Source organism: Tropicimonas sediminicola (assembly GCF_900188335.1).
Lineage (GTDB): Bacteria > Pseudomonadota > Alphaproteobacteria > Rhodobacterales > Rhodobacteraceae > Tropicimonas > Tropicimonas sediminicola.
Window position 1 is genome coordinate 88,837 of the sequence record NZ_FZOY01000007.1, and the last position, 26,605, is coordinate 115,441.

A 26,605-nucleotide genomic window follows, 5' to 3' on the forward strand; every position below is an offset into this window, starting at 1 on the left:
GGTGTTTCGCGCAGAACGGTCACAGGTGGTCGGTTTCAATTGCCGCGCCTCCCTTGACAGTTGACTTCCAGCCTCCCGCTTGCGCACCATTGAGCAAAAGAAAACAAGTCAAACCAAGACGAACCAAGGCAGAGCAGTCCAATGACAAAGAACCTGGCGCTAATTCTGGCGCTGCTCGGCATGCTTGCGGCATGCAGCGACGGCAGCGGCAGCAATCCCGTATTCAACGGCGATGACGCCGAAGACTCCGACGGCGACACCGGCGACGGCACGGACGGCGAGGACGGCGAAGACGGGGACGGAACCGACGGCGGCATCGACGGTGACAGCGATCTGCCTCCGGGAACCGAGAGCCCGTCCGCCAAGCGGGGGATCACCCGCTACGAAGCCTACGACGCGGACTCCGGCAACGGCTTCGCGACCAACGTCTCCTACGACGCCGCGAGCGACACCTTCTACGTCAAGAACCTTGGCTTCGACGGCAACTCGGAAACGCCCTACACCCGCGGCGTCGATGTCGGCAGCCTCGGGCCCTTCGCCGTCTACGAGGCGGTCGACGAGGTGGTGGACCCGCTCACCGGCACGGTGATCGAGCAGTTCCCGCACAAGGCGATCTATGGCGTCAGCAAGTCCGGCGACACCCGCTTCTCGATCGTCCGCACCGGCGCCTATGTCGAGTACGGCTACGGCGGCTACGTCTACGAGCGTGACGGCAAGGTCGTCCTGCCGGCCAGCGGCCAGGCCGCCTATTCGGGCGACTATGCTGCGCTTCGTGACTTCAACGGCCGCGGCGCCATCGAATACGCAACCGGCGACATGACGATCGACATCGACTTCGAGGACTTCGAAGACGGTGGCGCCGTCAAGGGCTACGTCACCAACCGGGTCGTGTTCGACACGGCCGGCAACGACATCACCCAGGATATTCTGGACAGCCTGACGACCGAAACCGGCGTGAACGTGACCGCGCTTCCGACCCTGATCTTCAAGGTCGGACCGGGCCACCTGGACTCCAACGGCGAGTTGACGGGCGAGCTCAACTCCTACAAGCCCAATAACGGCGGAGCCTTGGAAGAGTTCGAGTCCGGCAACTACTACGCTGTCATTTCCGGCAAGGACGCCGAGGAAATCGTCGGCGTGATCGTGGTCGAAGGCGACGATCCGCGCTTCGAGGACGTGACAGTGCGCGAGACCGGCGGCTTCATCCTCAGCCGATAACCGCCGGATGATCCGACGCACCCGTCCCTGGCTCTGCGCGATGGTCGGCGCTTCCCTCTTCATGGGAAGCGCCGGCCTCGTCGCATCCGAAGATGTCTCCCTGACCCCCGATCAGATGCGGGGGGCGGCACATTTGAGCCTCCAGACGCGCCAGCCCCGGCAGGCCCTGATGCTCGCCGAGGCCCTGCTGCAGCGCGACCCGGAAGACGTGGACGCGTTGATCCTGAAATCCCAGGCTCTGCGCGACCTCGGGCAATACGATGACGCTCTCGATGCGGCCCGCACCGCCTATGGGCTTGCCGATACCGAGGCAGAGATCTTTGCCGCAGCGATGGTCCGCGCCCAGGCGCTTGCCTCCAAGGGGGCGCGCACCCGCGCGCAGGTCTGGCTCCGGATCGCCGGCGAGAACGCACCGGACGAGGAGGCCCGCGCCGTTGCGGTCCGCGATTTCCGATACCTCCGCAAGCGCAACCCCTGGAACACGCAGCTAAGCTTCTCCGTCGCCCCCACGTCGAACGTGAACGACGGCACGACGCACGACCGCATCAGCTATGGCGGCCTGCAGGGCGTGGAGCCCGTCGGAATCTCCCGGCCGCTTTCCGGCCTGAGCTACTCCGGCAGCCTGACCACCCGCTACCGTTTCTCGCAAGGCGAGACACACGACACTTCGGTCGGCCTTCACCTGTTCGGGCAGTCCTACATCCTTTCCGACGAGGCCAAGGACATCGCACCCGACGCCTCGGGCAGCGACTTCGCCTATACCTCCGTTGCGGTTGGGCTTGTGCACGAATGGGAACCCGAGGACTGGAGCGCGCCGGTGCAGTTCTCGCTGCTGACCGGGCGCGGCTGGTATGGCCAGGAGGATTACTCCCGTTACACCCGCGCCGGGGTGGCGAAACCCTTCATTCTCGGCAAGAGCACGATCCTTCGCCTCGACGCGGGCGCGGAGAGCTTCGATCGGCTGACCGACGACGCGGAATCGTTCACGCTTAGCGGCAACGCCGTGGTGCTGCACGAACTGGACAGCGGCGCCGCGCTCCGGTTCGGGCTCGGGCTCTACGACACCCGGTCGGACACGGGATCGCTGCAACGCGACCGGATCCGGGGCGATATCGGCTACACGCTTGCCAAACCGTTTGCCGGAGCCCGCGTGACCTTCGAGGCCGGCATGGAACAGGTCGTCTACGACGAGTTCCCGCAACGCGAGTTCATCATCTACCCGTTCTTGAGCGTCCCGATCGATGTCGAACGCAAGGACCTGACCCGCCGCGTCGGCGTCAGCCTGTGGTTCGAGGATATCGACTATTACGGCTTTTCCCCGACGGTCACGCTCAGCCACGAGGAGACCTCCTCGACGCTCGACCTTTACGACACCGTCGAAACCGGCATCAACTTCGGCTTCCGCTCCTCCTTCTGACCCCGCGACGCCCCGACGTCACCAGCGGTTGCCTCGGGCGCGGGGCGGAGTAGGTTGAGGCCAAAGTCACGTCGACGGAGCATCCGATGAAGACACGCTACCTGCACACCATGGTCCGGGTGAAGGACCTGGAAAAATCCATGGCGTTCTACAAACTGCTGGGCCTCGAGGAGACCCGGCGCACGGAAAGCGAAGGGGGCCGTTTCACGCTGGTCTTCATGGCGCCGCCGGGCCAGCCGGAATGCCCGGTGGAGCTGACCTACAACTGGGACGGTGACGAGGGGCTGCCGTCCGACAGCCGGCACTTCGGCCACCTCGCCTATGCGGTCGAGAACATCTACGACATGTGCCAGCACCTGATGGACAATGGTGTGACCATCAACCGTCCGCCCCGCGATGGCCGTATGGCCTTCGTGCGTTCGCCGGACAATGTCTCGATCGAACTGCTGCAGATGGGCGACGCGCTGGAGCCGGCCGAGCCCTGGACCAGCATGGAGAACACCGGTCACTGGTAGGATCGGAACCGGGTTGGCCGCGGCCTGCGTCGCGGCCGGCCTCTGGGCGCTGCCCGTGGCAGCGCAGGGCAACTGCCGGCTCGCACTTCAGCTGGCACTCGACATCTCCGGCTCCGTCGACGGCCGCGAGTACCGGCTCCAGATGGACGGGATCGCCTGGGCGCTGGAGCAGCCGGACGTACTGTCGGCGCTGATCGCGATGCCCTCCGCACCGGTCGTACTGTCGGTCTTCGAATGGAGCGGGCGCGACCATCAGCGGGTGATCCTCGACTGGTGGCCGATGCTGTCGGACGCGGACGTCGCCGCCGTGGCCGGGCAATTGCGCAGCACGACGCGGCGCGACGCTCCGGTGAGCACGGCCGTCGGTTCCGCACTGGCGTTCGGCAAGGCCCGCTTCGCCACCGCCCCTACCTGTGCCCGCGAGGTGATCGACATCTCCGGCGACGGGCGCAACAACGATGGCCACCGCCCGCAGGACGTGCGCCCGGGGCTTGGGAACGTCCAGGTCAACGCGCTTGTCATCGGTCCGCCTCGGGGCGACGCCATCGGCGCGATGGGGCGGGAACACGACGATCTCCTGCGGTATTTCCGGCAGGAGGTGATCTCCGGCCCCGGCGCCTTCGTGGAGCCCGCCGAGGGCTACGGGGATTACGCCCGGGCGATGCGGCGCAAACTCCTGCGGGAACTCGATGTGGTGGTGCTCGGCCACGCCGCGCACCCCTGGGTGCAGGACGGGCGCGCACCTCAGTAGATGTAGCGGATCTGGTCCGTCCAGTAGCGTTCCATGCGGCGCAGCGAGGAGGTGATGTCCTCCAGCCCCTCGAAACCGATGACCTCCCGGTCCAGCAGGCCTCGCGCATGGCGTTCGAAGAGGTCGTTGACCACGGTGCGGATGTTGCGCCCCTTCTCGGTCAGCCGGACGCGCACCGCCCGGCGGTCGATCTCGCAGCGCTGGTGGTGCATGTAGCCAGTCTCCACCAGCTTCTTGAGATTGTAGGAGACGTTCGACCCCTGGTAATACCCGCGGGACTTCAGCTCCCCGGCCGTGACCTCGTTGTCACCGATATTGAACAGCAGCAGCGCCTGCACGGCGTTGATGTCCAGGATCCCCACCCGCTCGAACTCGTCCTTGATCACGTCGAGCAGAAGGCGGTGCAGACGCTCCACCAGCGCAAGCGTCTCGAGATAACCGGTCATGAACCCGCGTTCCTGACCGGCGAGCAGATTGCTGTGGATACTCATGCAGACCTCCGCCTTGGCAACTTGGGGAAGAGCTAAGGCGAAATGTCCAAACAAGCGGTTAAACCGAGTCGAATTCCTGCGAATTCCTCAGTTTTCCGCCGTTCCGCGCGAATGGGCATGCTGGGAGATGCGACCGAAGAGTTCCGCAAAGCGCTCCGGCACCGGGTCCTGGCCGGTGATCCAGCGCAGCATGTCCTGGTCGTTCTCGTGGAGCAGCGCGTCGTAGGTCTCCAGATCCGTCTCCGAGAGCGATGCCAGCTCGTCGTCCGAGAAACGGCCGAGCACCAGGTCCATTTCCTTGATCCCGCGCCGCCAGGAGCGCATGCGCAGGCGTTTCAGGCGGTCTTCGTTCGATTCGGTCATTCGGTCCCTGTCTCCAGCAATGAGGCCCGCAGCCGTTTCTCCACGCGGGCGAGCCGGTCGGCCGCATCGTCGATCTCGGAACGGATCTGGCGGATTTCCAGCAGCAGCGAACGGATCTCCGGCACCGGGGCCTCGCGGTCCTCGGCCGGGCCCTCGAGCCCGTCGCCCTCTCCGTTGAGCAGCCACATCAGCGACACGCCGAGCACGCCCGACAGCATTTGCAGCTTGTTGGCGCGCGGCTCGCTGATGTCGTTTTCCCAGCCCCGAACGGTCTTGACCTTGACGCCAAGTCGCTTGGCGAGATCGGGCTGGCTCATGCCGAGGGCTTCACGGGCGCCCGCGACGCGGTCTCCGAATGTCGCTGTCTCCGCACTGAACCAGTCGGACGTGTCATGCATGGTGGCCTCCATGGGGTCGGTTAATCCTTGAACGGCCCCATGCGCAAGCCTAAGAAGCGCGCGGACCTTATGTCACAATCAGCCATCGGAGGCCGTTCATGTCCTTTCTCTCCGCGACCCTCGACCGGGTGAAACCGTCGCCCACCATCGCCGTCACCACCCTGGCGAACGAGTTGAAGGCCGCCGGCAAGGACGTCATCGGCCTCGGCGCGGGCGAGCCCGATTTCGACACGCCCGAGAACATCAAGGCCGCGGCGAAGGCCGCGATCGATGCCGGCAAGACGAAGTACACCGCGCCCGACGGCATTCCCGAGCTGAAGAAGGCGATCTGCGAGAAATTCAAGCGCGACAACGGCCTGGATTACACCCCGGCGCAGGTGAGCGTGGGCACGGGCGGCAAGCAGATCCTCTACAACGCGCTGATGGCAACGCTGAACCCCGGCGACGAGGTGGTGATTCCGGCACCCTACTGGGTGAGCTACCCCGACATGGTGCTTCTGGCCGGCGGAGAGCCCGTCATCGCCGAGGCCGGCGCCGACACCGCCTACAAGCTGACGCCCGAAGCGCTCGAGGCGGCGATCACGCCCAAGACCAAGTGGTTCATCTTCAACTCGCCGTCGAACCCGACCGGTGCGGCCTACAGCCGCGCCGAACTCAAGGCCCTGACCGACGTGCTGATGAAGCACCCGCATGTCTGGGTGATGTCGGACGACATGTACGAGCACCTCGTCTACGACGATTTCGAGTTCTGCACCCCCGCAGAGGTCGAGCCCGGGCTCTACGAGCGCACGCTGACCTGCAACGGCGTCTCCAAGGCCTATGCGATGACCGGCTGGCGGATCGGTTACGCGGCCGGGCCGCAGCCGCTGATCGCGGCGATGCGGAAGATCCAGTCGCAATCGACCTCCAACCCCTGCTCGGTCAGCCAGTGGGCCGCGGTCGAGGCGCTGAACGGCACGCAGGATTTCATCCCGGCCAACAACGAGGTCTTCAAGCGCCGCCGCGACATGGTGGTGGAGATGCTGAACGCCGCCGAGGGCATTACCTGCCCGACGCCGGAGGGGGCATTCTACGTCTATCCCTCGATCGAAGGCTGCATCGGCAAGTCCAGCGCCGGCGGCGCCCTGATCGAGAATGACGAGGTCTTCGCGAAGGCGCTGCTGGAGGAAACCGGCGTCGCCGTCGTGTTCGGCGCGGCCTTCGGGCTGTCGCCCTGTTTCCGGGTCAGCTATGCGACCTCGGACGAGAACCTCAAAAAGGCCTGCGAGCGGATCCAGCAGTTCTGCGCCAGCCTCTCCTGAGGCGGAAGCCGGGGGCCGCTGGCCCCCGGACCCTAGGGATATTTCCGGACAGGTGAAGGGGCGGACGGCGCGCAGATGCGGCCGATCCGCCCTTTGACAGTCGGCGCGCCGATTCCTAGGGTGTCGCGACCCGATACGACTGGATCCAGCGAGATGGCCGAGCTTCCCGAGTATTACTTCCGTGTGCGCGAGAACGGCGCGGCGGTGTTCCGGGTCGACAGCGAGACCCGCAATCGGCGAATCGAGATGGACCAGATCGCCGTGCTCAACATCCGCAACGGAGAGATCAAGCCGCAGGGCTCCCGGGAATTGAGCGAGACTGACATGGCCGCGATCCACGACTGGATGGAAGAGCGCCGCGCGGTGCTGGCCCGTCGCGACATCGACGACCTCTTCCGCGCTATCGACTATCTCAACATCACCACGCAATGGGTGCAGTCCAAGGCGACCGACGAGCAGCTCGAGGAAGTGACCGACGCGCTGCTCCTGGCGATGCACGACCTGCGGTCGATGCTGGTGCGCAAGAAGGCCGATCGCATCACCAAGGGTCAGCCGCAGGAGTGACCCGGCGACGGGCGCGGCGGCGGCAGGCAGAAGGATGAGATCGGCATGAAGACGATCCTGCTCCACATGGGCACGCACAAGACCGGCTCGACCACGTTGCAGACGTCGCTGGATGCGTTCCGCCAACCGCTCAGGGAGGCCGGGGTGACCTTTCTCGGGCCGGGGCGGCCCTATCCGCATCTCTATTCCGCCTTCCTCCATCGCAAGAGCGACTTCATCTACAACCGGCACAACGGGCTCAGCGAGGCGGAGATCCAGGCGCGCGATGCCGAGACGCTGGACAAGCTCGACCGCCGCATCGGCAAGGCCCGCAACGAAACGCTGATCGTTTCGAGCGAGTACCTGTCCAAGCTGTCGGTCGCCGAAATGGCCGACATGCGGGAGTGGTTCGGGCGGCACGGGCGGGTCGTGGCGGTCTATTTCTACCGGGAGTTGCCGTCCTGGATCGCCTCGGATTCGCAGCAGATGGCGAAGGTCGGCCGCACCACGGGCCCCACCCCGTTTTCCATCGCGATCGAGCGCGTGATCACCATGCCGCTTCGGATCGGCGAGGTGTTCGGCGCCGACAACACCGTCTTCCTGCGCTTCGAGGACGCCATCGTCGACGGGATCTGCAACAGCTTCCTGGCACGGCTGGACTGTCCGACGCTTGCCTCGCTGGGGCTGGAGGAGATCCGCGCCAACGAGGGGATCTCGGCCAACGCGGTGCGGGCGCTCTACGCCTACAACCGCCTGTTCCCGTTCGGTTCCGCCGACCGGCCGGAGGCGCTGATGCAGCGGCTGATCGGGCTGGAGGGGCCGAAGTACCAGATCGCCGGGTTCCGGCCCGAGGAGATCGCACGCTACGCGGAGGCGCGCGCAGAGGTTCTGGAAAAGCTCGGGCTGAGCCTGCAGGACCCGGCGGAGCTGCCGGTGAGCGAGAGCCTCGATCCGCAGGCGGATGCGATGGCAGAGCTTCTCGAGACCTACATCGCGCGGCAGCGCGGCTAGGCAGAGCGCGTCAGCTGGCGGCCGGCCGGGCGGCTGGCACGGCCCGCGGCAACGCCCTGCGCCAGAAGCGCCACATCAGCGCCGCGACGGCCACGCCAAGACCCAGCACCAGCCCGCTCCATACGCCCATGGCCCCGTGGCCCAGAACGAAGCCGAAGACGTAGCCCGACAGGACCCCCACGAGCCAGTAGGCGACCGCCGAGATCACCAGCGGCACCCGGGTGTCCTGCACCCCGCGCAGCAGGCCGTGGGCCATGACCTGGCCGCCGTCTGCCATCTGGAACAGCGCCGCAATCGCCACCAGGCCGACGCCGATCGCGATGATCTCGGGCTTGCTCGGGTCGTCGGGGTCGAGGAACAGGCTCATCAGCGCCTCGGGCCAAGTGAGGAAGATCGCGATGGTGACGATTGCAAACAGCACCGATGCCGTCACCGCGACCAGCGCGCCGCGGCGCAGGTTCGGCCCGTCCCGACGCCCGAGGGCGCGCCCGGCGCGGATGGTGGCGGCGTTGGAGAGCCCGAGGTGCACGAGGAAGGTTGCGGTCGCCAACTGGATCGCGATCCCGTGCGCGGCGAGCGGGATCGTCCCGAGCCAACCCACCATGACAGCGGAAGCCGCGAACAGGCTCACCTCGGACAGGTTTGTCAGGCCTATCGGCCAACCAAGCCGGAACACCTGGAAGAAGGCGGACCAGTCCGGCCGCCAGAGCCGGACGAAGAGCTCGTGCTCGGGGAATTGCCGCAACGCATAGATCACGAGGCCGATGAGCGAGATCACGTGAACCCCGACCGACGCGATGGCGGCGCCGCGGATCCCGAGTTCGGGGAAGCCGAACTTGCCGAAGATCAGAAGGTAGTTCATGCCCGCATTCATTGCCGCGGCCAGGATGGTGACCCAGAGCACGACCTGCACCCGCTCCATCGCCGCGAGATAGGACTTCAGCACCATCACGCCGAGCGCGGGCACAATCCCCCAGCCGGCGATCCCGAGATAGACCGCCGCCTGCCCGGCCAGCGCCGGTTCCTGGCCGAAGGCCAGCAGGATCGGCTCGGCCAGCAGCAACGGCACCAGCGAACAGAGGCCGACCAGCATCGACAGCCAGATCCCCATGCGGGTGACGCGCCGGATCTGGGTTTCCCCGTCCGGGTTGTCCAACTCCGCCGCGACGAGCGGCATCACCGCGAATCCGAAGCCCGCGCCCATCAGGAAGAGCACGTAGAAGAACGAGCTGCCCAGGACCAGGGCCGCAAGCGCGGTCACGTCGTACCAGCCCAGCATGATGGTGTCGGTCACCTGGATCGCGAATTGCGCCAGGTGCCCACCGATCAGCGGCAGGCCGAGCACCAGCAGGGACCGCAGGTGCGACGCGTAGGGGGAAAGCGGTGTCATGCACGCCGCTTAGTCTGGCGCGCGGGGCGGGGCAAGCCAGCGCGTGATGACGGTCGCGCGGGCGGTGTCAGCGCGCGGGTTTCAACGCGACGAAATCCACCAGCGCGGACAGGCCGGCATGGCCCTCTCCCTCCTCGATCTCGGCGTCGTAATCGGCCTTGTCGAGCACATGCCAGCCTGGGAAGGCCTCCTCGAGCAGCGGGAGCGTGTACATGTTCTCTGCATCGGGCGGGCCGCCGGTTCCGTATTCCACCTGGCGTGGGGCGTAGCCGTGCAGCAGGAGCTGCCCACCGGGCCGCAGCGTGGCGGCGATCCCTTCGAAGACCTCCCGCCGGACATCGGGGGGCGAGAACTGGATGAAGACGGCGACCACCGCGTCCCAGGCCCCCGGCGTCCAGTCCCATTCCTCGATCCGCGCTTCGCGGAAATCGACCGTGACACCCCGCTGGGCGGCCAGCTTGCGGGCCTTGGCGATCCCCACGTGAGAGGCGTCGAACGCCGTCACGTGGTGGCCGCGTCCCGCGAGGTAAACGGAGTTTCGCCCCTCGCCGTCCGCCACGCACAGGACCCGGGAGCGGGGCGCCAGCACGTGGGCATGCGCCTCCAGGAAGCCCGCGGGCTCGGTGCCGAACAGGTAGTCCTCGCGGTCGTATCGCGCGTTCCACATCTTGTGTATTGCTCCTCCCAGAGCGCCACCGGTCAGGCCGGGTGCGAAGCCGCGGGGGCAAAGTCCCTTCCCCCTTCCGCGCAATCCTGACAGAATACCGGCCAACCGAAAAGAACACCACGCCATGAGCAGTCCCATGCCCGAAGATCTCCTGTCCGGGGGCGCGCAGTCCCAGACCTATGACGCCTCCTCCATCGAAGTGCTGGAGGGGCTGGAGCCCGTCCGCAAGCGGCCCGGCATGTATATCGGCGGCACCGACGAGCGGGCGCTGCACCACCTCGTGGCGGAAGTGCTCGACAACTCGATGGACGAGGCGGTGGCCGGACACGCCAACCGGATCGAGGTGGAACTGCACGCGGACTACGCGATCACCATCCGCGACAACGGCCGCGGCATCCCGGTCGACCCGCACCCCAAGTTCCCCGACAAGTCGGCGCTCGAGGTGATCCTCTGCACCCTGCACGCGGGCGGCAAGTTTTCCGGCAAGGCCTACCAGACCTCGGGCGGTCTGCACGGCGTCGGCGCCTCGGTGGTCAACGCGCTTTCCGATTCCATGGTGGTGCAGGTCGCCCGCGACCGGCAGCTCTGGGAACAGCGATTCTCGCGCGGCAAGCCGCTGGGGCCCGTGGAGGTGGTGGGCAACGCCCCCAACCGGCGCGGCACCACCGTGACCTTCCACGCCGACGAAGAGATTTTCGGCTCGCACCGTTTCAAGCCGGCGCGTCTCTTCAAGTCGATCCGCTCCAAGGCCTATCTCTTCTCCGGCGTCGAGATCCGCTGGAAATCCGAGATCGACGACGGCGAGACGCCGCAGGAGGCCACGTTCCACTTCCCGGGCGGGCTTGCCGACTACCTCAGGGAAACCCTGGGCACGGCCAGCACCTATTCCCCCGCCCCCTTCGCCGGGAAGGTGGATTTCCAGGAGAAGTTCGGCGAGCCGGGCTCCGTGGAATGGGCGATCAACTGGACGCCGGTGCGCGACGGGTTCATCCAGTCCTATTGTAACACCGTGCCCACGCCTGAAGGCGGCACACACGTTCAGGGCTTCTGGAACGCGATCCTCAAGGGCATCCGCGCCTATGGCGAGCTCGCCAGCAACCGCAAGGCCGCGCAGATCACCCGCGACGACCTGATCTCCGGCGGCTGCGCGCTGGTCTCCTGCTTCATCCGTGACCCCGCCTTCGTCGGCCAGACCAAGGACAGGCTCTCCACCGAGGCCGCGGCCCGGATGACCGAGAACGCCGTGCGCGACCATTTCGACAACTGGCTCGCCGCCGACACCAAGGCCGCCGGCGCGATTCTCGACTTCCTCGTGCTGCGCGCCGAGGAACGGCTCAAGCGCCGGCAGGAGAAGGAAACCGCCCGCAAGTCCGCCACCAAGCGGCTGCGCCTGCCGGGCAAGCTGGTGGATTGCTCGACCACCAACCGCGAGGGCACCGAGCTCTTCATCGTCGAGGGCGACTCGGCCGGCGGCTCGGCCAAGATGGCGCGGGACCGCAAGACCCAGGCGCTGCTGCCGCTGCGGGGCAAGATCCTCAACGTGCTCGGCGCCGCCTCCTCCAAGCTCGGCCAGAACCAGGAGATCAGCGACCTCACCCAGGCGCTCGGCACCGGCATGGGCACGAGGTTCGTGCTCGACGACCTGCGCTACGACAAGGTCATCATCATGACCGACGCCGACGTGGACGGCGCGCACATCGCCTCGCTGCTGATGACGTTCTTCTTCGCCCAGATGCGCCCGATGATCGACGCGGGCCACCTCTACCTCGCCTGCCCGCCGCTCTACCGGCTGACGCAGGGGGCGAAACGCGTCTACTGCCTCGACGAGGCGGAGCGGGACATCTGGCTGGCCAAGGGCCTCGGCGGCAAGGGCAAGATCGACGTCTCCCGCTTCAAGGGCCTCGGCGAGATGGACGCCAAGGACCTGAAAGACACCACCATGAACCCGGCAACGCGCAAGCTGATCCGCGTCAGCATCGACGAGGACGAACCCGGCGAGACCGGCGACCTCGTGGAGCGCCTGATGGGCAAGAAGCCAGAAATGCGCTTCCAGTACATCCAGGAGAACGCGAGATTCGTGGAGGAGTTGGATGTTTGAGGATTTGGTGAGAAAATATGAGAATTGCCTTTATTGACGAAGCAAACCCAGAACCAAACGAACAAAACAGCCCAGATAATCGCTTCTTGATAGTCGGCACAACAATTATTGACGCGTCGCGAGCGCTTGAGCTTTCTGACAAGATTGAAAAAATCCGAGAAGATCACGGGTTCAAACGCGTCGATTCATTGAAATTCTCACCCAACGACCGCCCAGATCATTTGAGCAATGACGCCTTCATTTCAGCGAAGCGCAGTGTGCTGGAGGCAGCGAAGGACTGCGAAGTAAGAGTCATTCTCTATTGCGCGCTACATAGCATCATAGACAAGAATGGAATGGACAAATATCTCAACTGGGCGACAGACGCGAAACTTACGAAGCTACAACAGTTTTCGTAAGAATGCGCCGACAATCAACCTTTTTATTGCTTGATTGACAGGCACTCTCGTAAGAGCCTTGGTCCGCACCTGAGAGAAAAGTTTCAAAAGAGAAATCAACAGGCCAAGGCGGGTTTCAATACGCCTAACCTGTTGGGGATTGGCGTTGTATGGAACGGCACCACACATCTTGCATCTCTTTGTGATATAGTTACGGGTTCTTTCAACTATATTGTAAACCACCCAGAACGTGACATAGCTGGAAAAGAGATGATCAAGCTCCTCAAGCCACTGATATGGGGAACATCTGTCATTGAGGGGAAAGTCGACGTATTGGAACGTGGACTTCTATTTCGCCCGAAAATTTCCAGCATTAACCATCCACCGTACAAAGAGATATACGAGGAAGTAAAATCAAGAGTTATCGACTGGGCGAATGAGTAGCGAAAGAAGGCCAAGTGAGTTCTGCTTGCTCGAAAACCACACTCCCCAAACCGCCCGAACTTCGCTCTAGGGGCCGCGCCCGACCCTAGGTGGGCGTTCCTGAACGCCTGATCTCCGCGATTTATGGTGCAACCCACTCCAACACCTCCACGCCTTGCAACGTCAAAATGCGCCCTCCGGGGGGGGGGGGGGGAGGGTCGGGCGCGGCCCGGGGTTGGTCACCCCGGGCCAACATGTGATCGGAGTAGCACCCAGATCGGCGTAGGACGCAGCCCCTTGTTGACCCGGATGCCCAATCCCCTGCGCTCACTCCTCGAAAAGGCTCTCGTCCTCCGGAAAGCGCCGTTTCCGCAATTGCTCGTTGGACGCCGCGACACGGCCCAGCAAATCGTTCCGGGCCGCGTCGCTCATGCGCAGCGCGGCCCCCCCTGAGGGCGGCACGACGCCCGCGAGGGAGCGGATCGCCCATCGCACCGCGCGGTCGGTCTGCCCGCGCTGAAGGGCGGCCGGGACCCGGGCGTTGGCCTTTCGGAGCCAGTCGGCCTGGGCCAGCGTGAAGGATTGGTTGAGGGATTTCGGACGCTCCAGCCCCGCGGTGTCGATGCCCACGACGGAGCAATAATCCTCAATGAGGTCGCCGCCGACCAGATCCTTCCGCTGGAGGCGTCTGACGGTCACGCGGTCCGCGCCGAACTGCGCCTCCCAGAGCCGCACCAGCCGGTTGTAGTTGGGCGGCTGGAAATCTTCCAGGTACCGGTCGAAAGGCTTGCTCCCGCCGCCGCGAAGATACTGGGAGTAACAGCTTTCCGCGTAGCGATCCTGCCTGCGGATGTAGACGATGATCTCGACGTCGTCGAAATGGCCTCGCGCCCAGTCGTGAAAGGCTTCCACGAATTTCGCATTCCGCCGCGGTGCGCCGAGGAGTTCGCAGGAAAACAGCACCGTCGCGTCCGGGTGGCGGGCCGTGTCGCGCCTGATCTCCGCGTCGAACCTCCGTGCGAACGCCGCCTGGCTTTCGAGATCGCGAATACCAAGCGCCACCTTCAGAACTTCGTCGCCCAGCAGGTCTCCCAATCGGTCGAAGGTTGCGACGGTCAGTTCCGGCTGGTTGCCCTGCCGTCCATACCGACGAAACAGGAACCCCTGCCCAAGGAGCGCCGCGCGATTCACATGCAGGAAATCCTGCAATGTGGTGGTCCCGGTCTTTTGCGTTCCGATATGGACCTTCGCTCTCATACTCGCACCCTCGCTGACGTTCTGCTCGAACTGGGGAAGTATTGGACCATGGGCATGCCCAGTCGGGTCGATTGTTTCGGCAATGACTTGCGGAGTCCATCACGCGGGCGGCGTCAAATGCGCGCCCTCGACGCTGGAGTGTTTGTGATCAGCCGGCGCGGCGCGGTCGTTGCCCGAATCCGCAGATGCGCTAGGCTCGCCTCATGCGCATCCTCACAGCCTTTCTCGCCTGTCTCGCCCTCCCCGTCCCTGCCGAGGAGGTCTCGGTGGAGCTGGTCCTGCTGGCCGACGCCTCGGGCTCGATCAGCCCGGAGGAGATCCGGTTCCAGCGGCAGGGCTATGCCGAGGCGATGACCCATCCGCAGGTACTCGAGGCGATCCGGACCTCGGCCTACGGGCGCATCGCCGTCACCTATGTCGAATGGGCCTCCGCCGGCGAGGAGGACGTCGTGGTGCCATGGTCGGTGATCCACGACGAAGCCAGCGCCGCCGCCTTTGCCGAGGCGTTCCCCCTGCCCCCGCGGCGCGCCTTCGGGCGCAACGCCATCGGCTCGGCGTTGCTGTTCGGCAAGGACCTGATCGAGACCAACGCCCACGAGGGCTGGCGCAAGGTGATCGACATCTCCGGCGACAGTCCCAACAGCTACAACGGCCCCACCATTGAGGCCGCCCGCGCCGAGGTCGTCGCCGCCGGCATCACCATCAACGGCCTGCCGATCCTCTGCCGGTTCTGCGACACGCCCACGCGCTACCCGGATCTCGGGGCGATCTACGAGGAACGGATCATCGGCGGCATGGGCGCCTTCGTGGTGACCGCCGAGAGCGACACCGACCTCGCGGACGCGATCCGGCGCAAGCTGGTGCTGGAGATTTCCGGCCAGATGCCGGGCGAGACGTTCGCCGCCCGCTAGCTTCCCCCGGACATGGAAAGGGCGGCCCCTGGCCGCCCCTGTCGTCCCGATGTTCGGGAGATCAGAACTGGAGAACCAGTTCCCGGGTGATGCCGATGCGGAAGCGGAACTGGTCTTCGCTGCCGGCCTCGGTGATCGGCGAATCCGCCGCGTCGTTCAGCAGCCGGTCGGCACGGATCGCAGCTTCCAGGCCCCAGAGGTCGTTGAACCGGTAGCGTGCCGTCGCCTCGATGCCCGCCCCCAGCAGCCCGCCATCGGCTTTGAAGGTGCTCAGCCCGCTGGCCGCGGCTTCGGAGTCGTCGACCCCGAAGTAGAGATCGGCGAAATCGCCGTCCGCAAAGGAGAAGCGCGGACCGACGCGGAATTCCCAGTTGTCGGTGGGATATGCGATGGCATCCATGCCGAGTTCGCCGACGAAATTCTGGTGGCCGAGCACGCCGTAGCGCACGTCGCCGAAGGCTTCGAAGTTCCGCTCGCGGTAAACCAGGCCGAGGCCCAGTTCCAGCGAGGGATCGATATCCTCCAGCCCTTCCAGCTCATCGTAATCGTCATCGTCACGCTCGCCGATGAAGCGCAGCGAGCCGCGGATGCCGAAGGCGCTCGGCGGGGCGCTGTCGTCGAGGCTGCCGTAGTCGCCCAGCCCCCGGATCTTGGCATAGTCGAACTTGACCGCGAAATCCGGGCCGACCGTGTATTCATCGGAGCCGAAGTAGGCCGGCCGCGTCGTCACGCCGGCGCGGACGTCAAACTTCAGGATGACGTTCTTGTTGGGATCGATCCGTGCAAGCGGTCTCGGCTCGCCGGCCGTGATAGGCGCGGCAGGCGCATCGGACACGTCTGTCGTGCCCAGATCCTGACCCATTGCCGCGGTCGCCAGCCAGATGGCCACGAAACCCGTGGCAGCAAGGGCTCGCTTGTGCATTTCGTTCTTCCCCCGAATCGGCAGTGCCGAGCTAGTTCTGGATTCAACCTAAACGGGGGCCGTTTCACTGCAACCCCCGGTGGTACCGCTTTTCCCACGATGTCATAGATTTGACACGCGTTTCCGACGATTTGCGCTCACCTTTGCGTGGTTCGGAGATATTCGACGATCTCAAGCACCGGCAGGCTCACCGAAACCGGTCCGGACTGGGTGTCGATCGTCGTCTCCGGACTGCCCTCGAAGAAGGCGCCGTAGACCGGCATCGGGCTGCCGTGGGCCACGACGGTCTCCCGTCCGTCGATCCGCCGGATCAGCCGGGACACCGGGAACTCTCCCATGTTGGCCTCCGACAAGGCAGAGAGGTCGGGTGGCTGGACTGTCAGGAAGGCGGCCGTCGGGCCGTCGCCGCCGGCCGTGGCGCCGTGACAGGTCGCGCAGTAGCGCGCGTAGAGCGCCTCTCCGGAGGATGTATCGACAGCCTCCTGCGCCGCCGCCGCCCCTGCCAGAAGGCCCAGAAGGCAGCCAGGCACCGTGATCCCGCCCAGCGTCATTGGACCTGCACCGTCTCGAGCCACTCGGCGATCTCGAGGATCGGCCGGGTGGTGGTGACCGGGCTGCCTTCCGGCCCGTCGATCACCACCGATGCGCCGGACAGCAGCCCGCCGAACATCGGCATCGGCCCGCCATGCGCGGCCAGCCCCTCGCGCCCGTCGATCAGCCGGACGACCCGCGCCGCATCGAAGACGCCATCGTTGCGCTGCGCGAAGGTGGTGAGGTCCGGGACGGTTGCGGTCAGCAACTTGGCATTTGGCCCGTTGCCACGCGCGTCCGCGCCATGACAGCCCTGGCAGGCGTCGACATAGCTTTCCGGCGGTGGACCGGGCTCTTCGGCGCGCCCGATGGCGGGAGCAAGTAGGATGCAGGCAGAGAGGAAGGCGGCAAGGGAAGGGTTCATCGCAGTCTCCGATCCGACATTGGAATCCTCGGCCCGGCGGCGTCCGATGTCATTGATCTGGGTCATGAGTCCCGGGCGCCCGCCGTCAGCCGGCGACGATCCGGCCACCCTCCAGCCTTACCACGCGGTCCATTCTTCCGGCCAGTTCGAGGTTGTGCGTCGCCACCAGCGCCGCCAGCCCCGTCTCCCGGACCAGCCGCATCAGGGCGGCGAAAACGGTGTCGGAGGTGGCCGGGTCGAGGTTGCCGGTCGGCTCGTCGGCCAGCAGCAGGCGCGGGGCATTGGCCAGCGCCCGGCAGAAGGCCACGCGTTGCTGCTCGCCGCCCGAAAGCTGCGCGGGCCGGTGACCGGCGCGCGCGGTCAGGCCGACCGACTCCAGCAGCTCTCCCGCCCGCGACCGCGCGGCTGCGGCCGGCACGGCGTTGGCGAGCTGCGGCAGGACGATGTTCTCGGCTGCCGAGAACTCGGGCAGCAGGTGGTGGAACTGGTAGACGAAGCCGACCTCCCGCCGCCGCGCCGTGGTGCGCGCCACGTCGCCCGACCGGGTCATCTCCTGCCCCGCCAGCCGCACCTGCCCGGCATCGGCGGTGTCGAGCAGGCCTGCGATGTGCAGCAGCGTCGACTTGCCCGCCCCCGAGGGCGCCACGAGGGCCACGATCTCGCCGGCATCGACCCGCAGATCGACGCCGCCGAGCACGGAAACGGCCCCCGGCGTGCCGGGGTTGTAGGTCTTCTCGATCCCCATGAGCTCCAGAACCGGTTCACTCATAGCGCAGCGCCTCCACCGGGTTCATCTGTGCCGCCCGACGCGCGGGAAAGATCGTGACGATGAAGGACAGGCCCAGCGACAAGGCCACGGCAGAGACCACGTCCCCCGCCTCCAGCTTGGCGGGCAGTGCATAGATCCCCCGGATCGACGGATCCCAGACCCCGCCGCCCGAGACGTAGTTCACGAAGCTGAAGATCGGGTCAATGTAGATCGCGAAGAGACAGCCGAGGATCACCCCGGCAATCGTGCCGACCGTGCCGACCGATGCGCCGCAAATGAAGAACACCCGCATCACCGAGCCTTCGGTCAGCCCCATCGTGCGCAGGATGCCGATATCGCGCCCCTTGTTCTTCACCAGCATGATCAGGCCCGAGATGATGTTCATCGCCGCGATCAGCACGAGGATCGACAGGATCACGAACATCACGTTGTCCTCCACCTCGAGCGCCCGCAGAAAGGCTCCCGATGCATCGCGCCAGGTCCAGAGCAGCGTGCGCTCGCCGCCGGCCCGCAGCAACGCGGTCGTCATCTGGTCGACGCCGTCGGGGTCGGCGACCATCACCTCGAGCTCGTCGGCGACGCCCTCGCGGTTGAAATAGCTCTGCGCCTCGGTGAAGGGCATGTAGACGCGCGTGCGGTCGATGTCGTAGCGGCCAGCCTGGAAGATGTAGACGACCTCGTAGGCATTCACCCGCGGCGAGGTGCCGAAAGCCGTCTTGACCCCGTTGGGCGAGATCAGCTTGATCCGGTCGCCCACCGCCGCGCCGAGCTGCTGCGCCACGCCCCAGCCGATGGCGATGCCTTCCTCGAACCGCGCCAGATCGCCCTGCGAGTCCTCGGGCGTCGCGATCCGGGGCACCGTCGCAAGGTCCTCTGCCGTGATCCCGAACACCTCGACCCCGGCGTTGCGGGTGCCGAAGCTGGACATCACCTGCCCTTTGACCAAAGGCGCCACGCGGGTAACGCCCGGCACGGCCCTCAGCCGCTCGGCCATTTCGGCATAGTCGTCTATCACCCGGCTGGACTGGCCGGTCTCGGTCACGGCGACGGACTGGTAGACGGTCACATGGGCATTGGCGCCGAGGATCGTGTCGACGAACTCGGCCCGGAACCCCGAGCGGACGGAGAGCGTGGCGATCAGCGCAAAGACCGCCAGCGTGATGCCGACGAGGCTGATCCAGGTCATCACCGACACGCCGCCCTCGGCGCGGCGGGCGCGCAGGTAGCGCCAGGCGATCATCCATTCATAGCCGGCAAAGGGGGGGGGGCTCTGGGCCAAGGTCTGCTCCCGCGTTTTGCGCCCTCCATGGCGGCGTTCCGCGGTTGCGTCAACACTCCTTGCCCCACCTTTGCGCGAGCAGCGACGGGCCTCAGCCCGCGCTGCCGGTCTCGTCGGCCTGCGGGCCGTAATCCTCGTCGAGCAATCCTGAGGTCAGCACGAAATCCGCCGTGGCCGCGTTGCAGGCGACCACCACCTGCTCCAGGGTCGAGATCCGCAGCAGCGCCTTCACGTCCACGTCATGCGGCATCGCGGTCAGCGGGTCGGTGAAGAAGATCAGGATATCGAGCTTGCCGTCGGCGATCATCGCACCAAGCTGCTGGTCCCCGCCGAGCGGGCCGCTCTTCAGCCGCGCCACGGCCAGGCCGGCCCCCTCGCCCACCCGGCCACCGGTCGTCCCGGTGCCCCAGAGGTCGTGTTTCGCCAGGATCTCGCGGTTGCGGGCCGCCCAGGCCACGAGGGCCGGCTTCATCGCATCGTGGGCCACCAGCGCAATGCGCTTGCGCGCTGCCATTCGGGTCATCGGATCTTCCTTTGCCAACTGTCCTGCCGGGATGCCCGGCGGCCCGCGCCGTTCGGGATGTGCACGGTGCAGCGCCATATCGCCCCGTCAAACCGGCCTGTGCAACCGCCATTCGCCGCCCGACCCTGCGACAGCACCGCCCGCCGCGGTCCCCTCGCGAATCCTCGAAACTGCGAAAGCCGAACCGTTTCCCATTGATGAACAGTTCAGGCCTTCCGGCAGCTTCATCCGCCCTCCAGCGCCAGAAGTCCTGCACGCCACGCGCGCCCAGGGGACGGCCCACCGGGATCCCGAGGGCTTCAAACACCTGAAACCGCGCGAATTTGTATAAAATTCCCCTGGAAGCCGCCGCACCAAGGGACATCTCTGCTGCCATATTTTCTCCCTTTTTCGATGCGATTTCGGTCCGGCCGGGGGGCGCCAACAGGATCGAAACGAAGGCCGCGACATGACCACGACCTCCCTTCCCTCCGGGGCAACGCCCGTTCTGTCTCGCATGTACGACCGCCAGTACTCCGGGGTGTCCGGCGACTACTTGGAGATCTCTCACCGCAAGGCCCTCGAGCTGAAGTCCGCGACGATTTCTCTGAGTTTCTCGCTGGACCAGGTCTATGGCGACATGGCGCTGATCTCGAAGGACCTGTCGGGCTACGGCGCGGGGCAGTTCTCGGTCTGGATCAAGGACGGCACGATCCACGTCTACCAGGACAGCAAGGACGGCTACGAACACATCAAGATCCCGAATGTCGTGCTGGCGGCCGACACGACCTACCAGTTCGCGCTCTCCTTCGGCAGCCGCGGCCTCGAGGTCTGGCTCAACGGCGAGCTGGTCGGCGCAGAGCCGACCTTCAAGCAGGGCATGGTCAACAACGACGCGCCGCTGGTCGTCGGCGGCACCCGTTCCTGGCGCTCCGATCCCAACGACGACGCCCACAGCCTGTTCAAGGGCAGCATCGGCGATGTCCAGGTCTACGGCCGCCAGCTCGGCGAGGCCGACATGGCCACCCTCGCCGCCGATATCGACCCCGCGCTCGGCATGTCCGCCCGCATGGCCCAGAAGATGGCCGACCTGACGCCCGCCTTCGAGCAGATGCACCACGCCTCCGACACCTTCAGGGAGATCGCCGGCGACTATGGCGTCACCGAGCACGGCCACCTGATGCGCCCGCTCGACATGAAGCGCGGCGGCACCGGCGCCAACACGATGAACGGCGGCGCCGGCGACGACGGGCTCGACGGCAACAAGGGCAACGACACGCTCGACGGCAAGGCCGGCGACGACGTGCTGCAGGGCGGCTACGGCAACGACATCCTGCGCGGCTCCGGCGGCGACGATATCCTCGACGGCGGCCATGGCGAGGACCGGCTGATCGGCGGCGCCGGCAACGACCTGTTGATCTCCCGCGCCGACGCCCGCGAGCCCAGGATCGCCTACGTCAAGGGCCGCGACGAGGGCGACCCGATGAAGGAGCTGACCGACGGCAAGCTCTATCCCAACCAGCCGATCAACGGCGACGACGCCATGACCGGCGGCGCGGGCGCGGACATCTTCTATTTCCAGACCCTGATCAACGCCAAGAAATACTACATCGAGAAGCACACCAACGACGACGGCACGATCAACTGGCACGGCGTCGCGGGCGAGAACGACAACCTCCACGACCACTGGGTCGACCACCTCGGCAACGACGTGGTGATGGATTACAGCCGCGCCGAGGGCGACCGGCTGGTGATCGAGGGGCATACCACCAAGATCTGGTCGATCTCCTATTCCGACGCCAATGGCGACGGGGTGATGGACCGCTCGGTGATCAGGATCTACTCCGACCAGGGCTCCGGCGGCGGCGCCCACCACATGGACAAGCTCGGCTCGATCACCGTCTACGGCGACCTCGTCAAGCGCTCCGACATCGAAACCACCTCCGCCCCCGCCTACGGCATCGTCGCAACCACCGCAGACATCGCCGAAGCCGTCAGGCCCACCCAGACCGCAAAGGACCGCGGAAAGATCAAGGCACCGAGCGAGCTGGCCGAGATCGACGATTCCTTCTCCGGCGGCAAGGCGGCCGTCTATTCGCTCGCCGGCATGCACCGGTTCTCGGGCGAAAGCGGCGACTATCTCGACGCCGGACATGTCTCCGCCCTCGAACTGAAGTCCGCGACGATTTCTCTGAGTTTCTCGCTGGACCAGGTCTATGGCGACATGGCGCTGATCTCGAAGGACCTGTCGGGCTATGGCGCGGGGCAGTTCTCGGTCTGGATCAAGGACGGCACGATCCACGTCTACCAGGACAGCAAGGACGGCTACGAACACATCAAGATCCCGAATGTCGTGCTGGCGGCCGACACGACCTACCAGTTCGCGCTCTCCTTCGGCAGCCGCGGCCTCGAGGTCTGGCTCAACGGCGAGCTGGTCGGCGCAGAGCCGACCTTCAAGCAGGGCATGGTCAACAACGATGCGCCGCTGGTCGTCGGTGGCACCCGTTCCTGGCGCTCCGATCCCAACGACGACGCCCACAGCCTGTTCAAGGGCAGCATCGGCGATGTCCAGGTCTACGGCCGCCAGCTCGGCGAGGCCGACATGGCCACCCTCGCCGCCGATATCGACCCCGCGCTCGGCATGTCCGCCCGCATGGCCCAGAAGATGGCCGACCTGACGCCCGCCTTCGAGCAGATGCACCACGCCTCCGACACCTTCAGGGAGATCGCCGGCGACTATGGCGTCACCGAGCACGGCCACCTGATGCGCCCGCTCGACATGAAGCGCGGCGGCACCGGCGCCAACACGATGAACGGCGGCGCCGGCGACGACGGGCTCGACGGCAACAAGGGCAACGACACGCTCGACGGCAAGGCCGGCGACGACGTGCTGCAGGGCGGCTACGGCAACGACATCCTGCGCGGCTCCGGCGGCGACGATATCCTCGACGGCGGCCATGGCGAGGACCGGCTGATCGGCGGCGCCGGCAACGACCTGTTGATCTCCCGCGCCGACGCCCGCGAGCCCAGGATCGCCTACGTCAAGGGCCGCGACGAGGGCGACCCGATGAAGGAGCTGACCGACGGCAAGCTCTATCCCAACCAGCCGATCAACGGCGACGACGCCATGACCGGCGGCGCGGGCGCGGACATCTTCTATTTCCAGACCCTGATCAACGCCAAGAAATACTACATCGAGAAGCACACCAACGACGTCGGCACGATCAACTGGCACGGCGTCGCGGGCGAGAACGACAACCTCCACGACCACTGGGTCGACCACCTCGGCAACGACGTGGTGATGGATTACAGCCGCGCCGAGGGCGACCGGCTGGTGATCGAGGGGCATACCACCAAGATCTGGTCGATCTCCTATTCCGACGCCAATGGCGACGGGGTGATGGACCGCTCGGTGATCAGGATCTACTCCGACCAGGGCTCCGGCGGCGGCGCCCACCACATGGACAAGCTCGGCTCGATCACCGTCTACGGCGACCTCGTCAAGCGCTCCGACATCGAAACCACCTCCGCCCCCGCCTACGGCATCGTCGCAACCACCGCAGACATCGCCGAAGCCGTCAGGCCCACCCAGACCGCAAAGGACCGCGGAAAGATCAAGGCACCGAGCGAGCTTCCGGGTCCCGCGGGCAGCAAGGCCGCGAACGGGCTCGAGGCCGTTTTCGCGATCCCGACCGCGCAGGTCTTCGACGGGGACTCGAGGAACGCCCTGATCTTCGACCATTCCGACACGCTGGAGCTCAGGTCGGGGACCGTCGCGCTCAGCTTCACCACCGGCGAGACCCTGTCCTACGGCACGCTCTTCTCCAAGGACGCGTCGGATTACGGCAAGGGCGGGCACCTGACCGCCTATGTCGAGGACGACGGCGACATCGTGGTGCGCCTGCAGACGAAGAGTTCCTCCCACTGGATGGTGGTGAAGGACATCGTCGAGGCCGACAGCAGTTACGACCTCGCGGTCCGCTTCGGCAGCCAGGGCCTGACGCTTTTCGTCGACGGGGTGAAGGTCGCCTATGACGCGGAGATCACCCAGAAACTGACCACCAACACGGAGGCGTTGATCGTCGGCGCAAGCGGCGCGAGCAACACGCCGGGAACGACCGACAGGGTGCACAGCAGCTTCAACGGCACGATCGAGGAATTCGCGATCTACGATCGGCAGCTGACCTCCAAGGCGCTCTACGGCGGTCCGATCGCCGAGGGACTCCGGAGTTTCGACGGGTCGGTCGAGGAGTTCCGGTTCAGCACCGACGACAAGGGCTGGCTGGAGATCAAGAAGGGCGGAGAGACCGAGACGATCTACGGCAAGGTCCGGTTCCTCGAGTTCGATGACCTGACCGTGCGCCCCGAGGACGTGCATCTGGGCGACGCCAAGGACGAGGAACTGCGGGGGTCCTCTGCCTCCGAGATCTTCATCGCTGCGAGGGGGGACGACGTCGTCTATGCCGATTCCCACGACGATTTCGTCGACGGCGGCGACGGCAACGACCGGCTTTATGCCGGGGCGGGCGACGACATCGTGTTCGGCGGCGACGGGGACGATTACATCGATGCCGGCAAGGGCGAGGACATCGTGTTTGGCGGGCTCGGCCGCGACGAGATCAAGGGCGGCGAAGGCAACGACATGCTGCACGGCGGCCTCGGCGACGACGCGATCTTCGGCAACAGCTGGGGCTCGGGCGGCCTGAAATCGGAAAAGGACACCGCCGTCTTCGACGGGAACTATGCCGATTACCTGATCACCGCCGAGACCTATTACAACAGCAGCCGCGGCTCGAACGAGCAGCGGATCGTGGTGACGGACAGCTACAATGGCGGGCTGGATTCCTATTACGAGGGCCGCGACCTGCTCTACGACATCGACAGGCTGAAGTTCGCGGACCAAGTGGTGCAGGTGGCCGACATCCTCTGACGGCCACCCGGAGCCGGATCAGGCCACCGCGCGGAACCGGGCGGTGGCGGGATCGCAGGTGTAACGCGGCATCACCTCGTCGAGGCGAGCGAGCAGATCAAGCACCGAGTCGATGATGTAGCGCGCCGTCTCGTCGCTCATCAGCGCGGTGAAGTTCAGCCGCACCCAGCCCGGTTTCTCCAGCTCCATCCCCTGCGCAAGCTGTGCACGCAGCCGCTCGGACGCTTGCCGGTCGATCTGCAGGAGCCGGTGCGCGTAAGGACCAGCGCAGGCACAGCCACCGCGGGTCTGGATGCCGTAGAGATCCGACAGCATCCGGGTGAAGAGCTGCTGATGGACCGGCTGGCCATCGCGGTCCCGTACGAGCATCGAGAAGATCGGCAAGCGCTGTGGCCTGTCGCAACCGAGCAGCGTCAGCTGCGGGTGATCGCGCCAGGCGGCCAGCGCCATCGCGTTCAGCTCCGCCTCGCGGGCGTCGAGCGCTTCCTGCCCGATCGCCTCCTTGACCAGCAGGGCCAGCGCGGCGCGGATGTCGCCGATGACGTTGGGTGTGCCAGCTTCCTCGCGCGTGGCCAGGTCGGAGGCATAATCCTGCGTCCAGGGAGAGACGAAGCTGACTGTGCCGCCGCCCGGCAGACAGGGCCTGTCCCGATGCACCGCCGATTTGCGCAGCACCAGCAGCCCGGAGGCGCCCGGCCCGCCGGGGAACTTGTGCGGCGAGAGCACGATGGCGTCCTTCGACTCCTCGCCCTGGCCCATGTCCATATCCAGATAGGGGCCGCCACCGGCATAGTCCCAGACCGACAGCGCCCCGTACCGCTTCAGCAGCCGGGTGACCGCGGCGTGATCGGTGACGATCCCGGTGACATTGGAGGCCGCGGAGAAGCTCCCGATCAGCAGGTCGGCGCCCTGGTGGGCGCGAAGTGCGGCTTCGAGCGCCGCCATATCCGGGCCGCCGCCATCGCCTTCGGGGATCTCGATCACCGTCGCGCGGCTCTCCCGCCAGGGCAGGATATTCGAATGATGCTCGTAGGGCCCGACGAGGACGACCGGCAACCGGGCCTCCTCGATCCCGAGCAGCGTTACCAGCCGGTTCAGCCCCGCCGTCGCACCACTGCCGGCGAAGATCACGGCGCAGTCGCCGCCGGCGCCGGTCAAGCGGGCAATCTCTGCGCGCGCCTGCTTGCGCAGACGGGTCATGTAGCCACCGCACCAGGACGCCTCGGTGTGCGTATTCGCGTAATAGGGCAGCACATGGGTGGCGACGAAATCCTCCACCTGCCGCAGCGCTCGGCCGGAGGCGACATAGTCTGCATAGACCAGCCGCACCGGCCCATCGAGCCCGGGGATCTCCGCCCCCTCCCCGATCAGGCCGGCTCGAAGCCGGGCAATGACGTCGTCGCCCTGAAGGGCGTTCTTGAACTGGTCGAGCGGGGTGGGCACGGGTTGCATCGGGTGTCTCCGGTGTTTTCTGAAAGCTTGCCCCGGAGATCGCGCGATTTTCCAGCCTGATTTTAGGTTGTTTCCGGTATTATCGGGTCATATGATCGATGAATGTCAGATACTATCGATCAGATTGATCGCGCTATCCTTCGTGCCCTGCAACGTGACTCCTCGATCTCCCAGCGCGAGCTCGCGGACACCGTCGGCATGTCCCAGAACGCCTGCTGGCGCCGGCTCAAGGCGTTGAACGAGCGGGGCATTCTCAAGGGCAGCACGGCGCGGCTGGACCGCCGCAAGTTGGGGCTCGGGCTGGTCGTATTTGTCATGCTGCGTACGCGCCACCATTCGGCCCAGTGGCTGGAGGACTTCCGCCGGCACGTCCAGACGATCCCCGAGGTCGTGGATTTCTTCCGCATCGGCGGCGACTACGACTACCTGCTCAAGGTGGTCACCGAATCCATGGACAGCTACGACGCCGTCTACCAGCGGCTGATCTCGCGGGTCGAACTCGATTCGGTCACCTCCTATTTCGCCATGGAAGCGATTGCCGAGCAGCGTCCGCTGCCTTTGTGATCGGAGCTGCCTGCCGCTTGCGCATCCACTCTGGCGCATGCCCCTCATGCCGGGTTGGCGGATGAAGCGGGCGGGCCGCTGCGCTAGACTTCTCCCAGGGC

General features: G+C 65.9%; 25 protein-coding genes. 12 read left to right on the forward strand and 13 right to left on the reverse strand.

All coding sequences use genetic code 11. The features are described from left to right. Nucleotides 1–141: 141 nt before the first annotated feature. From CHB86_RS17140 to CHB86_RS17155, 4 genes are all read left to right on the forward strand, one after another. Entirely contained in the window at nucleotides 142–1,218 is a 1,077-nt protein-coding gene (locus CHB86_RS17140) for a hypothetical protein (RefSeq protein ID WP_089234312.1), read from the forward strand. A 7-nt stretch (nucleotides 1,219–1,225) separates the two neighbouring features. Beyond that, nucleotides 1,226–2,635: a surface lipoprotein assembly modifier gene (locus CHB86_RS17145; protein ID WP_089234313.1), complete on the forward strand. Its 1,410-nt coding sequence runs from the start codon at nucleotides 1,226–1,228 to the stop codon at nucleotides 2,633–2,635. 86 nt (nucleotides 2,636–2,721) lie between these two features. After that, the gene (locus tag CHB86_RS17150) at nucleotides 2,722–3,150 is read left to right on the forward strand and encodes a VOC family protein (protein WP_089234314.1); all 429 of its coding nucleotides are present in this window, start codon (nucleotides 2,722–2,724) and stop codon (nucleotides 3,148–3,150) included. A gap of 13 nt (nucleotides 3,151–3,163) precedes the next feature. Then, nucleotides 3,164–3,901 carry a DUF1194 domain-containing protein gene (locus CHB86_RS17155; RefSeq protein ID WP_245838064.1) on the forward strand — a complete coding sequence of 246 codons (738 nt, stop codon included), beginning with the start codon at nucleotides 3,164–3,166 and terminating at the stop codon, nucleotides 3,899–3,901. Here CHB86_RS17155 and CHB86_RS17160 read toward each other — a convergent pair. The 3 genes from CHB86_RS17160 to CHB86_RS17170 form a co-directional block, all read right to left on the reverse strand. Continuing rightward, nucleotides 3,895–4,392 (reverse strand): MarR family winged helix-turn-helix transcriptional regulator, encoded by a 498-nt coding sequence (locus CHB86_RS17160; RefSeq protein WP_089234315.1) that lies wholly within the window; start codon nucleotides 4,390–4,392, stop codon nucleotides 3,895–3,897. The two genes, CHB86_RS17155 and CHB86_RS17160, sit on opposite strands and share 7 nt — an antisense overlap. Nucleotides 4,393–4,479: 87 nt before the next feature. Continuing rightward, nucleotides 4,480–4,755, reverse strand: coding sequence for a succinate dehydrogenase assembly factor 2 (locus CHB86_RS17165; protein ID WP_089234316.1), 276 nt, complete (start codon nucleotides 4,753–4,755; stop codon nucleotides 4,480–4,482). Continuing rightward, a complete protein-coding gene (locus tag CHB86_RS17170) occupies nucleotides 4,752–5,153 on the reverse strand; it encodes a helix-turn-helix domain-containing protein (RefSeq protein WP_089234498.1) in 402 nt (133 codons plus the stop codon). Before CHB86_RS17170 ends, CHB86_RS17165 begins: the two co-directional genes overlap by 4 nt. Before the next feature lie 98 nt (nucleotides 5,154–5,251). Here CHB86_RS17170 and CHB86_RS17175 point away from each other — a divergent pair, with 98 nt between their 5' ends. From CHB86_RS17175 to CHB86_RS17185, 3 genes are all read left to right on the forward strand, one after another. Next, nucleotides 5,252–6,454 carry a pyridoxal phosphate-dependent aminotransferase gene (locus tag CHB86_RS17175; RefSeq protein ID WP_089234317.1) on the forward strand — a complete coding sequence of 401 codons (1,203 nt, stop codon included), beginning with the start codon at nucleotides 5,252–5,254 and terminating at the stop codon, nucleotides 6,452–6,454. A gap of 153 nt (nucleotides 6,455–6,607) precedes the next feature. Further along, on the forward strand, nucleotides 6,608–7,018 hold the full coding sequence (locus CHB86_RS17180) for a hypothetical protein (RefSeq protein ID WP_089234318.1): 411 nt from the start codon (nucleotides 6,608–6,610) through the stop codon (nucleotides 7,016–7,018). 45 nt (nucleotides 7,019–7,063) lie between these two features. Continuing rightward, nucleotides 7,064–8,008, forward strand: a complete 945-nt coding sequence (locus CHB86_RS17185) for a hypothetical protein (RefSeq protein ID WP_089234319.1) — start codon at nucleotides 7,064–7,066, stop codon at nucleotides 8,006–8,008. 10 nt (nucleotides 8,009–8,018) lie between these two features. Here the strand turns inward: CHB86_RS17185 and CHB86_RS17190 are convergent, their stop codons facing one another. After that, complete coding sequence (locus tag CHB86_RS17190) at nucleotides 8,019–9,398, reverse strand: MATE family efflux transporter (protein ID WP_089234320.1); 1,380 nt, start codon at nucleotides 9,396–9,398, stop codon at nucleotides 8,019–8,021. Between the two features lie 67 nt (nucleotides 9,399–9,465). Further along, nucleotides 9,466–10,065 (reverse strand): SAM-dependent methyltransferase, encoded by a 600-nt coding sequence (locus CHB86_RS17195; protein ID WP_089234321.1) that lies wholly within the window; start codon nucleotides 10,063–10,065, stop codon nucleotides 9,466–9,468. Between the two features lie 136 nt (nucleotides 10,066–10,201). Here CHB86_RS17195 and parE point away from each other — a divergent pair, with 136 nt between their 5' ends. Both parE and CHB86_RS24245 read left to right on the forward strand, forming a co-directional pair. Then, nucleotides 10,202–12,163, forward strand: a complete 1,962-nt coding sequence (gene parE, locus CHB86_RS17200) for a DNA topoisomerase IV subunit B (protein WP_089234322.1) — start codon at nucleotides 10,202–10,204, stop codon at nucleotides 12,161–12,163. 17 nt (nucleotides 12,164–12,180) lie between these two features. Next, nucleotides 12,181–12,561: a DUF3800 domain-containing protein gene (locus tag CHB86_RS24245; protein WP_141134921.1), complete on the forward strand. Its 381-nt coding sequence runs from the start codon at nucleotides 12,181–12,183 to the stop codon at nucleotides 12,559–12,561. 729 nt (nucleotides 12,562–13,290) lie between these two features. Here the strand turns inward: CHB86_RS24245 and CHB86_RS17205 are convergent. After that, the gene (locus CHB86_RS17205) at nucleotides 13,291–14,220 is read right to left on the reverse strand and encodes a hypothetical protein (protein WP_089234323.1); all 930 of its coding nucleotides are present in this window, start codon (nucleotides 14,218–14,220) and stop codon (nucleotides 13,291–13,293) included. A 203-nt stretch (nucleotides 14,221–14,423) separates the two neighbouring features. Between CHB86_RS17205 and CHB86_RS17210 the strand changes: the two genes are divergently transcribed. Continuing rightward, nucleotides 14,424–15,131 (forward strand): DUF1194 domain-containing protein, encoded by a 708-nt coding sequence (locus CHB86_RS17210; protein WP_089234324.1) that lies wholly within the window; start codon nucleotides 14,424–14,426, stop codon nucleotides 15,129–15,131. Between the two features lie 61 nt (nucleotides 15,132–15,192). On the opposite strand, the gene CHB86_RS17215 is transcribed toward CHB86_RS17210, so the two are convergent. The 6 genes from CHB86_RS17215 to CHB86_RS17240 all read right to left on the reverse strand — a co-directional run bounded on the left by CHB86_RS17215 (nucleotide 15,193) and on the right by CHB86_RS17240 (nucleotide 19,579). Continuing rightward, the gene (locus tag CHB86_RS17215) at nucleotides 15,193–16,053 is read right to left on the reverse strand and encodes a MipA/OmpV family protein (RefSeq protein WP_089234325.1); all 861 of its coding nucleotides are present in this window, start codon (nucleotides 16,051–16,053) and stop codon (nucleotides 15,193–15,195) included. A gap of 137 nt (nucleotides 16,054–16,190) precedes the next feature. Beyond that, nucleotides 16,191–16,604: a c-type cytochrome gene (locus tag CHB86_RS17220; protein ID WP_089234326.1), complete on the reverse strand. Its 414-nt coding sequence runs from the start codon at nucleotides 16,602–16,604 to the stop codon at nucleotides 16,191–16,193. Further along, on the reverse strand, nucleotides 16,601–17,008 hold the full coding sequence (locus CHB86_RS17225) for a c-type cytochrome (protein ID WP_176442915.1): 408 nt from the start codon (nucleotides 17,006–17,008) through the stop codon (nucleotides 16,601–16,603). The genes CHB86_RS17220 and CHB86_RS17225 overlap by 4 nt, the downstream gene beginning before the upstream one ends. Nucleotides 17,009–17,093: 85 nt before the next feature. Further along, nucleotides 17,094–17,777: an ABC transporter ATP-binding protein gene (locus CHB86_RS17230; RefSeq protein ID WP_089234328.1), complete on the reverse strand. Its 684-nt coding sequence runs from the start codon at nucleotides 17,775–17,777 to the stop codon at nucleotides 17,094–17,096. After that, entirely contained in the window at nucleotides 17,770–19,056 is a 1,287-nt protein-coding gene (locus CHB86_RS17235) for a lipoprotein-releasing ABC transporter permease subunit (RefSeq protein WP_089234329.1), read from the reverse strand. The genes CHB86_RS17230 and CHB86_RS17235 overlap by 8 nt, the downstream gene beginning before the upstream one ends. A 91-nt stretch (nucleotides 19,057–19,147) precedes the next feature. Next, nucleotides 19,148–19,579 (reverse strand): methylglyoxal synthase, encoded by a 432-nt coding sequence (locus CHB86_RS17240; RefSeq protein ID WP_245838071.1) that lies wholly within the window; start codon nucleotides 19,577–19,579, stop codon nucleotides 19,148–19,150. 448 nt (nucleotides 19,580–20,027) lie between these two features. Here CHB86_RS17240 and CHB86_RS25110 point away from each other — a divergent pair, with 448 nt between their 5' ends. Next, entirely contained in the window at nucleotides 20,028–24,488 is a 4,461-nt protein-coding gene (locus CHB86_RS25110) for a LamG-like jellyroll fold domain-containing protein (protein WP_089234330.1), read from the forward strand. Between the two features lie 18 nt (nucleotides 24,489–24,506). Here the strand turns inward: CHB86_RS25110 and CHB86_RS17250 are convergent, their stop codons facing one another. Then, nucleotides 24,507–25,940, reverse strand: coding sequence for an aminotransferase class V-fold PLP-dependent enzyme (locus tag CHB86_RS17250; RefSeq protein WP_089234331.1), 1,434 nt, complete (start codon nucleotides 25,938–25,940; stop codon nucleotides 24,507–24,509). Nucleotides 25,941–26,042: 102 nt separating this feature from the next. On the opposite strand from CHB86_RS17250, the gene CHB86_RS17255 reads away from it, so the two are divergent. Further along, nucleotides 26,043–26,504, forward strand: coding sequence for an Lrp/AsnC family transcriptional regulator (locus tag CHB86_RS17255; protein ID WP_089234332.1), 462 nt, complete (start codon nucleotides 26,043–26,045; stop codon nucleotides 26,502–26,504). Nucleotides 26,505–26,605: the final 101 nt, after the last annotated feature.

Bases quoted from the DNA above. Each gene is read 5' to 3' on its own strand.
- CHB86_RS17140 (WP_089234312.1), top strand. From the start codon at position 142: ATGACAAAGAACCTGGCGCTAATTCTGGCGCTGCTCGGCATGCTTGCG.
- CHB86_RS17145 (WP_089234313.1), top strand. From the start codon at position 1,226: ATGATCCGACGCACCCGTCCCTGGCTCTGCGCGATGGTCGGCGCTTCC.
- CHB86_RS17150 (WP_089234314.1), top strand. From the start codon at position 2,722: ATGAAGACACGCTACCTGCACACCATGGTCCGGGTGAAGGACCTGGAA.
- CHB86_RS17160 (WP_089234315.1), bottom strand. From the start codon at position 4,392: ATGAGTATCCACAGCAATCTGCTCGCCGGTCAGGAACGCGGGTTCATG.
- CHB86_RS17165 (WP_089234316.1), bottom strand. From the start codon at position 4,755: ATGACCGAATCGAACGAAGACCGCCTGAAACGCCTGCGCATGCGCTCC.
- CHB86_RS17170 (WP_089234498.1), bottom strand. From the start codon at position 5,153: ATGCATGACACGTCCGACTGGTTCAGTGCGGAGACAGCGACATTCGGA.
- CHB86_RS17175 (WP_089234317.1), top strand. From the start codon at position 5,252: ATGTCCTTTCTCTCCGCGACCCTCGACCGGGTGAAACCGTCGCCCACC.
- CHB86_RS17180 (WP_089234318.1), top strand. From the start codon at position 6,608: ATGGCCGAGCTTCCCGAGTATTACTTCCGTGTGCGCGAGAACGGCGCG.
- CHB86_RS17185 (WP_089234319.1), top strand. From the start codon at position 7,064: ATGAAGACGATCCTGCTCCACATGGGCACGCACAAGACCGGCTCGACC.
- CHB86_RS17190 (WP_089234320.1), bottom strand. From the start codon at position 9,398: ATGACACCGCTTTCCCCCTACGCGTCGCACCTGCGGTCCCTGCTGGTG.
- CHB86_RS17195 (WP_089234321.1), bottom strand. From the start codon at position 10,065: ATGTGGAACGCGCGATACGACCGCGAGGACTACCTGTTCGGCACCGAG.
- parE (WP_089234322.1), top strand. From the start codon at position 10,202: ATGCCCGAAGATCTCCTGTCCGGGGGCGCGCAGTCCCAGACCTATGAC.
- CHB86_RS24245 (WP_141134921.1), top strand. From the start codon at position 12,181: ATGAGAATTGCCTTTATTGACGAAGCAAACCCAGAACCAAACGAACAA.
- CHB86_RS17205 (WP_089234323.1), bottom strand. From the start codon at position 14,220: ATGAGAGCGAAGGTCCATATCGGAACGCAAAAGACCGGGACCACCACA.
- CHB86_RS17210 (WP_089234324.1), top strand. From the start codon at position 14,424: ATGCGCATCCTCACAGCCTTTCTCGCCTGTCTCGCCCTCCCCGTCCCT.
- CHB86_RS17215 (WP_089234325.1), bottom strand. From the start codon at position 16,053: ATGCACAAGCGAGCCCTTGCTGCCACGGGTTTCGTGGCCATCTGGCTG.
- CHB86_RS17220 (WP_089234326.1), bottom strand. From the start codon at position 16,604: ATGACGCTGGGCGGGATCACGGTGCCTGGCTGCCTTCTGGGCCTTCTG.
- CHB86_RS17225 (WP_176442915.1), bottom strand. From the start codon at position 17,008: ATGAACCCTTCCCTTGCCGCCTTCCTCTCTGCCTGCATCCTACTTGCT.
- CHB86_RS17230 (WP_089234328.1), bottom strand. From the start codon at position 17,777: ATGAGTGAACCGGTTCTGGAGCTCATGGGGATCGAGAAGACCTACAAC.
- CHB86_RS17240 (WP_245838071.1), bottom strand. From the start codon at position 19,579: ATGACCCGAATGGCAGCGCGCAAGCGCATTGCGCTGGTGGCCCACGAT.
- CHB86_RS25110 (WP_089234330.1), top strand. From the start codon at position 20,028: ATGACCACGACCTCCCTTCCCTCCGGGGCAACGCCCGTTCTGTCTCGC.
- CHB86_RS17250 (WP_089234331.1), bottom strand. From the start codon at position 25,940: ATGCAACCCGTGCCCACCCCGCTCGACCAGTTCAAGAACGCCCTTCAG.
- CHB86_RS17255 (WP_089234332.1), top strand. From the start codon at position 26,043: ATGTCAGATACTATCGATCAGATTGATCGCGCTATCCTTCGTGCCCTG.